12 protein-coding genes are annotated in these 12272 nt (G+C 66.3%); 4 read left to right on the top strand and 8 right to left on the bottom strand.

What is annotated here, in order from left to right; all coding sequences use genetic code 11:
- Window positions 1-125 precede the first annotated feature (125 nt).
- The 4 genes from AB0H49_RS08710 to AB0H49_RS08695 form a co-directional block, all read right to left on the bottom strand.
- Window positions 126-1037: a hypothetical protein gene (locus AB0H49_RS08710; protein WP_357248889.1), complete on the bottom strand. Its 912-nt coding sequence runs from the start codon at window positions 1035-1037 to the stop codon at window positions 126-128.
- The gene (locus AB0H49_RS08705; protein WP_357248886.1) at window positions 1034-1447 is read right to left on the bottom strand and encodes a hypothetical protein; all 414 of its coding nucleotides are present in this window, start codon (window positions 1445-1447) and stop codon (window positions 1034-1036) included. The genes AB0H49_RS08710 and AB0H49_RS08705 overlap by 4 nt, the downstream gene beginning before the upstream one ends.
- Window positions 1444-4551: a CHAT domain-containing tetratricopeptide repeat protein gene (locus AB0H49_RS08700; protein WP_357248883.1), complete on the bottom strand. Its 3108-nt coding sequence runs from the start codon at window positions 4549-4551 to the stop codon at window positions 1444-1446. Before AB0H49_RS08700 ends, AB0H49_RS08705 begins: the two co-directional genes overlap by 4 nt.
- A gap of 550 nt (window positions 4552-5101) precedes the next feature.
- On the bottom strand, window positions 5102-5305 hold the full coding sequence (locus AB0H49_RS08695) for a hypothetical protein (RefSeq protein WP_355002469.1): 204 nt from the start codon (window positions 5303-5305) through the stop codon (window positions 5102-5104).
- A gap of 213 nt (window positions 5306-5518) precedes the next feature.
- Here AB0H49_RS08695 and AB0H49_RS08690 point away from each other — a divergent pair, with 213 nt between their 5' ends.
- On the top strand, window positions 5519-6187 hold the full coding sequence (locus tag AB0H49_RS08690) for a hypothetical protein (protein ID WP_357248879.1): 669 nt from the start codon (window positions 5519-5521) through the stop codon (window positions 6185-6187).
- Window positions 6188-6234: 47 nt separating this feature from the next.
- Here the strand turns inward: AB0H49_RS08690 and AB0H49_RS08685 are convergent, their stop codons facing one another.
- Window positions 6235-6558 (bottom strand): GYD domain-containing protein, encoded by a 324-nt coding sequence (locus AB0H49_RS08685; protein WP_355002467.1) that lies wholly within the window; start codon window positions 6556-6558, stop codon window positions 6235-6237.
- A 375-nt stretch (window positions 6559-6933) separates the two neighbouring features.
- Window positions 6934-7446 carry a DUF2231 domain-containing protein gene (locus AB0H49_RS08680; RefSeq protein ID WP_357248876.1) on the bottom strand — a complete coding sequence of 171 codons (513 nt, stop codon included), beginning with the start codon at window positions 7444-7446 and terminating at the stop codon, window positions 6934-6936.
- Between the two features lie 343 nt (window positions 7447-7789).
- Here AB0H49_RS08680 and AB0H49_RS08675 point away from each other — a divergent pair, with 343 nt between their 5' ends.
- On the top strand, window positions 7790-8155 hold the full coding sequence (locus tag AB0H49_RS08675) for a cupin domain-containing protein (protein ID WP_357248873.1): 366 nt from the start codon (window positions 7790-7792) through the stop codon (window positions 8153-8155).
- Between the two features lie 16 nt (window positions 8156-8171).
- Here AB0H49_RS08675 and AB0H49_RS08670 read toward each other — a convergent pair whose 3' ends face one another.
- Window positions 8172-8822 (bottom strand): hypothetical protein, encoded by a 651-nt coding sequence (locus tag AB0H49_RS08670; protein ID WP_357248870.1) that lies wholly within the window; start codon window positions 8820-8822, stop codon window positions 8172-8174.
- Between the two features lie 220 nt (window positions 8823-9042).
- Window positions 9043-9813: an IclR family transcriptional regulator gene (locus tag AB0H49_RS08665; protein ID WP_355002463.1), complete on the bottom strand. Its 771-nt coding sequence runs from the start codon at window positions 9811-9813 to the stop codon at window positions 9043-9045.
- A gap of 83 nt (window positions 9814-9896) precedes the next feature.
- Here AB0H49_RS08665 and AB0H49_RS08660 point away from each other — a divergent pair, with 83 nt between their 5' ends.
- Entirely contained in the window at window positions 9897-10775 is an 879-nt protein-coding gene (locus AB0H49_RS08660; protein WP_357248867.1) for an amidohydrolase family protein, read from the top strand.
- 128 nt (window positions 10776-10903) lie between these two features.
- The gene (locus tag AB0H49_RS08655; protein ID WP_355002461.1) at window positions 10904-12247 is read left to right on the top strand and encodes an MFS transporter; all 1344 of its coding nucleotides are present in this window, start codon (window positions 10904-10906) and stop codon (window positions 12245-12247) included.
- Window positions 12248-12272: the final 25 nt, after the last annotated feature.

Here is a 12272-nt window from a genome sequence, read left to right as displayed (position 1 = left end):
TGCGCCAATGCTTCCGCGACCGTCGATCGCCCGGCGCCGTTCGAGCACCGCCAGAGACCCAGCGACGCTGCCGGTTCACACTCACCGCAACCCGTCGATGCGGCATCGGGACATCGAAACGTGAGTCAGTCGTGGTGGTAGCCGACGTCCAGTGGCCACCCCTGGCGTAGGTGGAGCGATACAGCTTTAAACAGCTTGTGTTCCGATTCGGTGTTGTCGGGCAGTTGCAGGTGGAGCGCTTTCAAGAGATCGAAGCGGTGCAGTGCCACAACAGCGTTCACCAGTTCGCCGTATGTGCCGGCGGCGGCGATGGTCGCTCTATAGGCCAGCACGGTGAGAATGGCGGTTGCGAGCGCGACGGTGACCAGCCACCAGCCGGAAAGCAGGAAAGCGGATACCACGCCGAGCGAAGCGAACGCGACAGTGAAACGGCAAGCAGCGTCCAGTTGATCGCGGGCGTCGTCTGTGGTTGCGGCTGCACGTTCGGGCAGCAGGCTGTGCAGATGTGGCCAGGCGACCACGATATCGAGGCCGTAACGATCTGCCGGACGGTCTTCGGCGGCTCGGAGCGTATTGCCGAGCCGGGTGGGCAAGAGACGTTCTCTGCTCGGCAGCCGGCTCATCGCGGCAGCCGCGGCGAGTAGCTTGCCGTTGTCGGCGCCGTCCGGATCGTGGGTTTGCTGACGTGCGTTCAGGTGGTTCCAGCGGAATGTCCAGACGGCTCGCATTGGCAGACCGATGATTTTCAGCGGGCCTCGGAGCAGCGGATGCCCTTCGAGCGCGCGGACCAGGGCGACCTGAAACGGCTGAAGCACCAGCACAGCGACCAAGACGCCCACCGCGACCAGCGTCCACTCGGTGGCGCTCAGCCCCTCGAAGGTCTTGACCAGGTGCTGACGGCTCGGCGGATGATTCGGCGCGCCGGCGGCAAGTTGCACGGCGACGCCCAGCACAACGACAAGTGCCGGGAGTGCTCCGACAACAGTGAGTCGACGACCCAGATTCTGGCCGAGGCCAGGCAAACTCGCGGCTGTCATCGGACTTCGGCCACCATGGGATCCGAGTGAACCGGGCAGCGGGGTAGCTCTGGCGCGTACAAGACGAGGCCGAGTCGCCGGGTACAGCCGGGCTGCGGACAGTGCAGGGCGACAACTTCCCAGCGAGGCTGGCCCGGCAGCACCGCACGTCCCGCCAAATCGGCATCGCGCCGCAGATACTGCGGTGGCGGCGGCAATGTATACGCCGCTTCGCGGGACAGGACACCGAGAACCGCGCCACTGTGATGAACCAGAACCGACGTGCGTTCTTCGTCGTCGTCGAAGTACGTCAATGCGGAGGCGACCGCTGGGTCAGCGTCGGCGTCGGCGTCGACGATGATGGTCGGCACGTGTTCGCCGGGTTCGGCCGTACGGTCGAGTTGCGCCATCAGCGCTGCCAGCGTGATCATCGAGGGTCCTCCGGAAGGAATACAGATCCCACGCTGCCCTGACAGATATACGCAGCCCAATACGCCGGGTGCGGGTAGCGTCGGCGCAACGTCTTACGTGCGGTGTCGAGCGCGATCGGTGGTGGTTCGCCTGTTCTCAACCGGGTGTAGAAATCGGTCATCAGCTCGGTGGACTGCCGGTCCGGGACCTTCCATAGTGTCATCACCAGGCACCTGGCACCGGCGAGCGTGACAGCCCTGCGCAGTCCGAACACCCCTTCCCCAACGTGTGAATCGCCATGGGCTGTATCGCAGGCGGACAACACAACCAGCTTGGTCCCGGTGAGGTCCATATCCGCCAAGTCCGCTGCGGTGAGGACACCGTTGCCGGCGGTCGGCGGAAGGTCCTGGCCCGCCAGCCAAGAGTTGGCTCCCGCCAAGGCCAGACCTGACCGCAGCATCGGATCGTTCACGCCCTCGCCGGACAACCGCTTGAACTCGTCCTTCGGGCCGACCTCGACGAACTCGATGGGGGTGGACAAGATGCCGTCGAGCGCGACGAGCTGACGTTGTACATCCGCCGCGGTGATCGTCATACCCTTGGCGAACTGTTCGGGACGCAGCACCGGTGGCGGGACGGCGCTCGAGAAAAAGCCGTGCGTGGCCAGGTGAAGCACCAACGGACTACGGGCGCTGAGTACCTCTGCTTTGACCGCGTCTGCCCCTGTCACCGGCGTGACCTCGAGCAGCGCACCGACCTTCTCGCCCTCGGTATACGCCCCGGGAAGCGGGGCGAATGGCCCAGCCGTGTCGGATGACGCCAGCAGATCGAAATCAGGGGCGGCTATGACCATCGGCTCGGTGTGCGATGACGAAGCTGTGCCACGCATCAAGTCCTGACTCGCGGATACATAGGACACCAACCAGCGATCCATCACATGCCCGCCCTCGCCCAACGGCAGTGCCTCGAACGGCAGTCGGGTCAGTTCGCCGTCCGGGGAAAGCATCAGATGCTCTACACCGTCCAGATGAGGCGCCAGTGGTTCGATGAGTGCGCGGCGTAATTCGGCAGGATCGTCCGTCTCTGCCTGCTGGCCACTGAGTTCCCGGACGGAGCCGTCGACGAGCCGGTCGATCACATCACCGTCGGCCAGATCGACAACCACGGTACTGGTTCGATCGCGCAAGATGATCGCCGCGTAGCGCGTTCCGCGCCGCATGCCTGCCTCGCTGCGGTCCTCGGAGTGGAAGTCGTATACCGTGAAACGGCGAAACTCTACGAGCGCGGCCTGTGACGGGATTGCAGAGATGAGCTCGCTGAGCGGCACACCGAACAGGTCCGACTCGCTCACATGGGGTGCCCGAGTGGCGATCTCCGCCTCTATAGCGTCCAGCTGTCGGCGACCGGCGAACAGCCGATCCTCATGCTCCTTCTCGTGTCCGAGTGCAGGCCCGGCCAGCCGCCACGCTCCAATCGTCGCGCGCAATTCAGCTGCTTCCTGGGCAAGTGCGGCTACCGATGGATCGGCGTCGGACTTGCGTGCGGCACGATCGATCAACGATCTTGCCGCGCGAGTGGTGAGGCCTTTGCGTCGCAGTGCTGCGCTGGCGACGATGGCAGCTGCCGTCGGATCGCCAGACAGCTCGGCGAACACCAGGGACAGCATCTGGTCCACTCGGAACCGTGTCGCGCTCGCCGCCGCGAGCCACTGGCGCTGCGACCCACGGCTGAACACTTCGATCAGCCAGCGGTCGTCCAGGGCCAGAGCCTCGTCGAAGGTCGTGAGTGCCTCGACGGCACGACCGGTCGAGGCATACAGCTCAGCAAGATTGGCGAGCAACTTGCTCAGCCCGTCCTTGTTGTCGGGCAAGGTACGCAGCAGGGCGATGGCCTCTACTAGCCGTTGTTCGCAGTCTTGGTCCCGTCGCAGACGATAGTCCAGCCGGGCAAGGCCGTTCAGGACAGCGACGCGTTCGGACGGACCTGCGTCGGTGGGCTGCGCCGCGACGACCTCACGGAGAGCAGCTGTCGCTTCCTCGTACCGGCCGCCCATTTCATAGAGCGCACCCAACGAGATCAACACCGGTGCGCACTGCTCCGAAGACGCCGCCGAACTGCGCAGCACCTTCAACGCGTGCTGATAGTTGCGTTCCGCATGGTCGAAGTGCCCCATCGAGTGGTAGACCTGCCCGATCATGTGCACAGCACGGGCAACGCCATAGCGGTCGCCGGTGCGGTTGAACAAGTCCATCGCGGACTGCAGCACGTACTCGGCCTCAGGCAGGTCCTGAGCGCGGATCAGGCGAATACCTAGATTCAACAGCTCATTGGCCGCGGCCGTTCCACTCGCTTCCTCGCTCAGCCAGACGGGTTCGCTGGACGCCTCCATGTGCTCGCGCACCAAGCCGTGTGCCCGTATCAGCTGCTCTGTCGCACCTGCGAGATCTCCGAAACGCTGCATCAGGTTGCCGATTTGCAGCAGCGCCCCGATCTCCAGCGGGCGCCTTACTTCCGGCGAGAGCTGTAATGCGTAGTGCATAGTCCGCTGCCAGTGTTCTTCGGCCTTGTCGCCAGACTGGAGACGGGCGGCCAGCATTCCTGCCAGAAAGTGACTTTGGGCGCGTAGAGACGCGTCCGCCGTCGGATCTTGTTGGCCCGGTCCTACGCTTGTGGCCAGTTCGGTGTACAGCTCGAGAGCCCGCTCGAACTCGCGGGCATCCATCGCCACGTCCGCCGCATCGAACAACGCCCGCAATAACTCCGGATGACGGGGCGGCACCAACTCGCGCCAGCCTCGCACGATATAGTCCGCGAACGCCGCGGCCCGCTTGTTGTCGCCCAGTTTCTGGGCGACAATCAGCACGGTGGTCGCGCGTTCGAGCACGACCTCATCATCGCCTCGGATTGCTCTGATGTTCTCCCACCCAGTCGTGGCGAGAACCAGCGCGGCGGCGAACTCCTCCCTACCAATGCATTCGCCCAACAGCTCGTCATTTGCGCGTAGCAGATCGACGTGCAGTGCTTCGACGCACGCTTTCCGCAGAACCTCGGCGGCCGCCCTGTAGGCACCTTGCGCTCGAAGGTTCCCCGCTTCCAGCAACGCTGCCGTACGGATCTCGTCCAACCTGCCAATCTCCTCGTCCCCTGGCGGGAGTCGCGGCTAGTAACGGGGCGACACTATCTCAGGAATACCGTCTGCGTCTTCGGGCTTGCCCTGTCTGTCGCCAGACACCCTGCGGGATACATGCTCGGATCGGCGGAGACCGGATCACCCGACGCTGGAGGTACTCACGCGCAGCGGCGGCGAGGTAAGGGTGCGGCCGAGGAGATCGACCGGCTCATCGGCGACACGCTACGCCCACTCGAGGACTCGGCCACGCCGCAGGCGGTTCCGGTCTCGACACCCAGCAGCCCCAGCCTGCGTGGGATCGTCGTCGGCGGGCGGGCCATTGCGACGATGAATCCCGACGGCGGCAATGTCGTCGAGCTCGCCACCGGCGGGAACGGTCCCGCGTTCTCCCCCGACGGCACGAAGATTCTCTACACCCGCAATCCCGCACCCGAACCCGGAGCAGAGATCTGGGTGATGAACGCCGATGGCACTGCCGCGCAACGGATTTCCGATCCGGGGCAGACCGCGCGGCATCCCAGCTGGGGGGAGGCGGTGCGGCGAGCTAGCCGACGATGTAGCCGGTGTAGACACCACCTTCGCAGATTCGCCCGACCACCACTCCACCGCCGTCGACGCACACCCGAGCGTCGATCGCGGTGTGGTCACCCTCCCATTCGTCCCCCTCGGCCGCCGAGCCACCGATCCCCAAACCGGTCGCCAGCGCCACCCCCGCCACCACGAGCGCGATCCGTACCGTGCCGATCATCGCCGATCCTCCTGTCCCCACCGGGGTAGTCATCGCCGCGCACAGTACCGCGTCCCCGAAACGGCGACCAGCCCGAAGTTACTGGGCTACAACTACATACCGGCGAAAGCGACAATCACAGCTTCACTCGCCCCGCACCCGCTAGACCGCGCCAAACGGCGGCACAGGTGCGGGCGTGCTGCCGTGTCGGGGCTCGTCGCTAATCTGCCTGGCATGGTCAGCCCCGATACGGCAGTGCGTCGTCTGCTGCAAGAGATAGGAAAATTGCTACAGCCGTACGGGTTTCACGGCAGCGAGCCCACGTGGACCCGCGTCGCGCCGGGCGGAGTCGCTTCCGTCGGTCGCACCCGCGTCTCCCGCACATGGACCGACGGACAGCAGGTTCTCGGATTCGGCTTGACCATGAACGCCACGCCCACCGCCTGGTGGGAGTACTGCAACTGGCGCAACGCCCGACTGGGCCTACCGCCCGTTCCCCTGGATGCGGCCACCGGCCCCGACTTGGTCGGCGCCGACTCCCTACCCGACGGACTGACCGAGCCGTGGACCCTGCGGCTCGACCCGGCACAGGCAGGCCGCCAAGCGCTGCAATCCGACATCGACACCATCCGCGCCGAACTCCCGCGCCGCGTTCACGCCTACGCGCGCAGAGCATTACGGCTACTGGAACCGGACAGCTACCTCGACGAACTCCTGGCCCGACCCGATCGGCAGGCGCCGACCTTGGCGGCGATAGTCGTCCTGCTCGCCGACCACGGACCGGGGCCGCGACTCGACGACGCGATACATCAACTCCGCGAGTGCGTCTCGGACCGGGCCGACTACGCGGCGGATGTCCTCGCCTACGCGCGAACCCGCCTCGACCAGCGGCCGGTCGCGTAACGGACGCGGGCGGTCCGCCGCACCACGGGATGCGGCGGACCGGAACCCTAGGATGCTTCGGGCGGCTGGTAAGTGACCTCTCGCGCGACGGCTTGGTCGACCTGTTCCGGGGTCAGCAGCGTCACGGTGTGCGAGATCGCCGCACCGGAGGCAGCGGTGCGAATGGCGAGCGCCGCGGCCGAAACCTCGTCCGGAGCGTCACCGATCACGAACAGATCGTCCTCGCCGAAAGCGAAATAGCAGACCTCCACATGGCCGCCCACGCTCTCGACCATTTCCGTGATGGCCGCTCGGCGGGCGGTGCCGCCCTGCGCGAGCAGGCCGCGTGCCCCATCCTCGGAGTAGCTGACCCGCCACAGGTACTTCGGCATTTCGTGTCGCCTCCTTCTCGCGGAACGATCTCGGGCAGACCCGACCCTACGGTCTCCCCCAGCGCCAGGCGGGCACTCCGCGAACGACGTCGCGGCAATGATGCGGCACCGTGACAGTGGCGATATTGCGTGTTGCCGTTCCTGTGGCGCGCTGGCTACCTCACAGAGCGGAGCGGCCCGCCCGCGCGCTGGCAAACGAGCTTCTGGTCGCCATTTCCTTCAGCACGACCGCGACGCGTCCGCCGAAGGACACGTCACGAACGGTGTCGTCGGCACGGGTCAACTGAGTGACCGCGTCCTTGCGTGGCCGAAACTCTGTGACAGCGCGGCGCAGCGACCTGCGACACCGAATGGGCGCAGGGCCGGGTCAGGCGCTCATGGCCGGTGTTCGAATCCGGCGGCTTGCGTGGCTTCGTCGGCCACCCGGACGCCATAGTGGTAAGCGAGTTTGCCGCCGAGCCAGCCGGAGACGCCCAGGGCGGCCAGGCTCACCACCGACAGCACCAGCGGGCCGGCTTTCACCGCTCCCGTCGGATCGGATCCGCGCCACAGGAAACCGATTGCGAAAGCGACCGTCACGGCGAGGTTCAGGCCCATGTGCAGCAAGCCCGTGCGGAACGCGGCGGTGCCGGTGGGAATCGCCAGCAGATCCAGCAAGCCGATCGTGGCGGCGGCCAAGGCGCCGAGCACACCGATGGCGATCAGCCAGCGCGCTCCTTCGGCCAGAAAGTCGGGGTCGTCGACGACGTGGGAGCCGATGTCGAAGATCAGGCTCGCCACCCACGCCCCGATGGGAACCGTGACGAGAATGGGATGGAACGGATGCCCGTACGGCCCCGCGAGGACCGCGCTGACGGGTCGTTTGGCCTGCTGCGAATCACTGTGCACGACAACCTCCGTTGTAGATCGACCACCCGCACGACAGCACCGATCGCCTCGCCCCCGATGCCTGGAACCAGCCGATGGCACCGCCCGGCTGCACACCGGGTATTTCGCCGGTGTGCAGCACTGGGCGGATGCGTCACCGGTTCGGCCCTCCATCAGGATCGAGAACATCGGCCGAAGTCCAGCCCGACAGCGCACCCGTTACCCGCTTACCCACTCTCGGGAGAAATCGCATCGGAGGCCAATCGTGTGACGTTTGCCGTCGATCACGAGTGCTATCCGGTAACTGCGATTTGCTGTCGAAAGCCACAACCACGCATCGTCGGGGCCGTCGAAGGAGAGAACCATGGCTGGTCTAGTGCGCCGGAGTTTCGAATCCCCGGAGGAAACTCGCCCTTTCGAACAGGACAAAGGCAGAGTCGATCTCGTCAACATGGAACAAGGGCCGGTGGGCAGGGCGGTGTTCGAACCGGGTTGGCGGTGGTCGGAGCACGTCAAGCCGATTGCCCAGACCGACAGCTGCCAGTCGGCCCACATCGGCTACTGCGTCTCTGGTCGCATGGTGGTGGCCATGGACAGCGGCGAGCAAGAGGAATACGGCCCCGGCGACTTCATGATCGTCCCGCCCGGCCACGACGCGTGGACCGTGGGCGACGAACCCTGCGTCATGCTCGACTGGCAGGGCTTCGCCGACTACGCGAAGCGGCCATAACGACGAGCTGAAAGCTTCAGCAGCTCACGTCCACGTGGGTGGCGCTGGCGAACGAGACATGCACGTGGTCGTAGTGATTGGCGGTCGGGCTCCCGCGGTTCTCCATGTACGACCAACCGTTGCCGTCGTTGTATCGCTGCCGCCAGATCACATAGGTCACGCCTAAACGCTGCCGATTGGCCAGCACGAATTCGGCGATCGCGTCGCCTTGTGCGAAATCGGAGGTCATCAAATCCAGCGCCAGGCCGGCGCCGTGGTCGCCGTCCCAACGGCCGACGGCGCCGCCGACCTCGCTGACGCCGAACGTCTTCTTGAGCATGTTGCCCACCTGCGCCACATGCGGCCGCGTGCCGACGAGTTCCGTCGAGCACGGGACGAACGGAGGCGGGTGCTGTACGGCCATCTTTTCCGTCAGGGGTGGCAGCTCGGCCGCGATCGCCGCCCCCGCCAGCGGAGCTGCCGACGGCCCGGTGGTCGAGACCGAGCCGAATTCGGCAGCGGCGGCCGACGGCGAATCGACCGCGGCGACCGGCTGAGCGACCGGGCTCAGCCGGACCGTCACCCCCAGCACGACGGCGGCGGTCGCCACGCTGCCACACACAGCCGAAGGGATGAGCTTCGAAGCTGCGGTCCGTTTTCGATGTTGACCAGGCATGATGTCGATCACCGGCTAGCGTGTCGGGGACAAGATCACCAATAGATTACGAAACGGTCGCGGAAAAGTCACGTCGTACGGAGGCGGACGGACCGCCCGGGCGTGTCGCCGCCGGATCACGCGGCGCGAATCACGCTGGCCCCGAGGCCTTTCCGCATAGTCGTAGCGCGACCACGGTCGGCAGGTGCGAGAGTGCGGCGCCTAACGGACACGCCCGCCATCCGCATCCCGCTCAAACCATTACTCGCGCCTGAGCCGTGGCACCGAGCATCCGGGAGATCCCCCGACCTGCCGCATGCAGAGCCGGAACCGCCGTCCGGGCCGACGCGTCGTTGGGAACGACGACCGACAGCGCCGCCACGATCCGCCCGCCCGCCGCGCGGACCGGCACCGCGATGCCGGTGGCGCACTCGTCGACGAACCCGGGGCAGTAGGCCAAGCCGGTGCGCCGGATCTCGCCCAGCGTCGCGCGCAGCAGATCGGGACTGGTGATGGTGTATGGCGTCAGCGCACGCAGCGGACCCGACAGCACCGATTCCTGCAACTCACGAGGTCCGTGCGCGAGCAGAACCAACCCGCTCGAGGTCGCGTGGAGCGGGAGCCGCCCGGCGACGCGGACCCGGTTGCGGACGGCTTGCGGCGCGGCGAGCCGTTCGATGTAGAGCACCTCACGGTCCTGTAGCACGCCCAGTTGCACGTTGTGCCCGACGACAGCATGCAGATCGGCCATGACTGGATAGGCCGCGTCGTGCAGGCCGAGGGTCGGCGCGGCGCGGGAGGCGAGTTCCCACATCCGGACGCCGACGCACACCCGCCGCTGCGCGTCCCGTCGCAGCCAGCCGTAGTCGATCAGCTCGTTGACGAGGCGCGAGGCGGTCGCCAGCGGCAGATCGCTGCGTTGGGCCAGTTCGGAGAGGGTCACGGCCCGGTGATCGGGGCCGAACGCCTCGTAGATACGCACCACACGCGACAGCAAGGATTCACCGCTCGAGGATCGGGCCATGCTGCCGCCTCCGTTCGCTCAATCATCAGCTTTACTGATATAGATGAGATGTGTACCACTCCGAGACCACCGAGGTCAATGCTGTGACAACCGCCATCGACCTCGACGCGATCACCGCCATCGATGTCCACACGCACATCCACGCCGACGACTGCGGCAACCTCGCCCTCGACACCGAGTTGATGACCGCGGCCGAGGCGTACTTCAAGACCGATACCCCGCCGCGGCCGACGGTCGACGAGCTCGCCGCCCGCTATCGCGCCGCGCGCATGGCCGCCGTCGTCTTCACCATCGACGCCGAGGCCGCGACCGGGCATCCGGCTTTGCCGAACGAGGAACTCGCCGCGGCCGCCGCGGCCCACCGCGACGTGCTGATCCCGTTCGCCTCGATCGACCCCGCGCGCGGGCTCGCCGGGGTGCGCGCGGCCCGCAGGCTGGTCACCGAATTCGGGGTGCGCGGATTCAAATTCCATCCGAGTCTGCAGGGCTTCGCACCCAACGACCGCAGCGCCTATCCGCTGTTCGCCGAAATCGAAAGCCTCGGCGTCCCCGCCCTTTTCCATACCGGCCAGACCGGTATCGGCGCGGGATTACCGGGTGGGCGCGGGATCAAACTGCGCTATTCCGACCCGATGCTGCTCGACGACGTCGCCGCCGATTTCCCGGGCCTGACCGTCATCATGGCCCACCCGTCGGTGCCGTGGCAGGACGCCGCCATCTCGGTCGCGACCCACAAGGCCAATGTCTACATCGACCTGTCCGGCTGGTCGCCGAAGTACTTCCCGGCGCAGCTGGTGCGCGCGATCCGCGGCCAGCTCGCACGCAAGGTGCTGTTCGGTTCCGACTTCCCGATGATCACCCCCGAGCGCTGGATCCGCGACTTCGCCCAGCTCGAGATCGATTCGGCTCTACTGCCGGACATCATGAAAGGCAATGCGATCCGAGCGCTTCGCCTGCGTTGACCGCGGGTTCACAGCAGCACAGCGCACTGTGACCCAGTTCTCATTGAATGAAAAGATCCGTTGAGCGTGCTCCCGCTGTCGCCTTTCCTGATCGGCATTCAGTCACCTTTTCGAACAGGAGCGGGTTGATGCACAACCAGCCCACAGAAATCAGCAAACCGATCACTCCGGCCGCGGCCAAACAGGCCGCGACCGCGAGTTTCATCGGCACCGCGATCGAGTGGTACGACTTCTTTCTCTACGGAGCCGCGGCGGCGCTGATTTTCGGGCCGCAGTTCTTCCCGTCGAGCAATCCGGCGATCAGCCAGCTGGGCGCGTTCGCCAGTTTCGCGGTCGGCTTCCTGACGCGCCCGCTCGGCGGTGTCATCGCGGGGCATTTCGGTGACCGGATCGGCCGCAAGCGCGTGCTGTTGATGTCGCTGCTGCTGATGGGCGGCTCGACGGTGCTGGTCGGCCTGCTGCCCAACTACGCCCAGATCGGCGTGGCCGCACCGATCCTGCTGTTCATCCTCCGCCTGCTGCAGGGTCTGGCCGTGGGTGCGGAATGGGGTGGGGCCGCGCTGATGTCGGTCGAGAACGCGCCCCCCGGACGCAAGACGTTCTACGGCGCGGCCACCCAGCTCGGTGTGCCCGCAGGCGCGATCATCGCCTACTCGACGATGCTGCTGCTCTCGGCGGTCACCGGCGACGCGTTCAACGACTGGGGCTGGCGGATCGCCTTCGTGGCCAGTATCGCCCTCGTCCTCTACGGTTTGCGGCTGCGCCGCCAACTGGCCGAAAGCCCGCTGTTCGCCAAGGAATCCGCGCACGGCAAGACCGCGCGCGCACCGATCGTGGAGGTGCTGCGCCGCTATCCGCTCGGTGTGCTCGTCGCGCTCTTCGCCTCCGCCGCCAGCCCCGCCGTCGGCTACATCGTGCTGACGTTCATCCTGTCCTACGGCACGAAAGAGGTCGGCTACACACGTAATTCGCTGCTGGTCGTGGTGATCGTGGTGAGCGCCGTGCAGTTCGTCGCGATGCTGGTGCTGTCGGCCATGGCCGATCGCTGGGGCCGGAACAAGCTGATGGTCGTCGGTTCGGTCTTCCAGGCCATCGCCGCGCTGATCTTCTTCCCGATCTTCGATTCCGGCGTCGTCGCGCTCGCGATTCTGGCCTGTTCGATCGCGTTGATCGCCCAGACGACGCAGTACGCGCCGTTGCCCGCGCTGATCGCCGACCTGTTCCCGACCAGAGTGCGCTACAGCGGATCCTCGATCGGCTACCAGTTCGGCGCCATCCTCGGCGGCTCGCTCTCGCCGATCATCGCCACCGCCATCTTCACCGGTACCGGCAGTTCGTTGCTGATCGGTGTGTATCTGGCGGTCCTGACCGTGGTGTCGGGCATCGCGATCGCGATCGCGCACCTGCCCGCGTTGCAGGCGCGCGAGCCCGAAGCCGAGACCGCAGTCGGTTCGGTACCGGTCAACTCGTGAGATCGCGCCGCGCGAAGCGGCCGAA

The organism is Nocardia sp. NPDC050713 (assembly GCF_040654315.1).
Lineage (GTDB): Bacteria > Actinomycetota > Actinomycetes > Mycobacteriales > Mycobacteriaceae > Nocardia.
This window is presented reverse-complemented; position numbering and strand designations above follow the sequence as displayed.

Coding starts and splice junctions, on each gene's coding strand:
- AB0H49_RS08695 (WP_355002469.1), bottom strand. CDS start 5,305: ATGATCGGCACGGTACGGATCGCGCTCGTGGTGGCGGGGGTGGCGCTG.
- AB0H49_RS08665 (WP_355002463.1), bottom strand. CDS start 9,813: ATGGCCCGATCCTCGAGCGGTGAATCCTTGCTGTCGCGTGTGGTGCGT.
- AB0H49_RS08685 (WP_355002467.1), bottom strand. CDS start 6,558: ATGCCGAAGTACCTGTGGCGGGTCAGCTACTCCGAGGATGGGGCACGC.
- AB0H49_RS08675 (WP_357248873.1), top strand. CDS start 7,790: ATGGCTGGTCTAGTGCGCCGGAGTTTCGAATCCCCGGAGGAAACTCGC.
- AB0H49_RS08705 (WP_357248886.1), bottom strand. CDS start 1,447: ATGATCACGCTGGCAGCGCTGATGGCGCAACTCGACCGTACGGCCGAA.
- AB0H49_RS08690 (WP_357248879.1), top strand. CDS start 5,519: ATGGTCAGCCCCGATACGGCAGTGCGTCGTCTGCTGCAAGAGATAGGA.
- AB0H49_RS08710 (WP_357248889.1), bottom strand. CDS start 1,037: ATGACAGCCGCGAGTTTGCCTGGCCTCGGCCAGAATCTGGGTCGTCGA.
- AB0H49_RS08655 (WP_355002461.1), top strand. CDS start 10,904: ATGCACAACCAGCCCACAGAAATCAGCAAACCGATCACTCCGGCCGCG.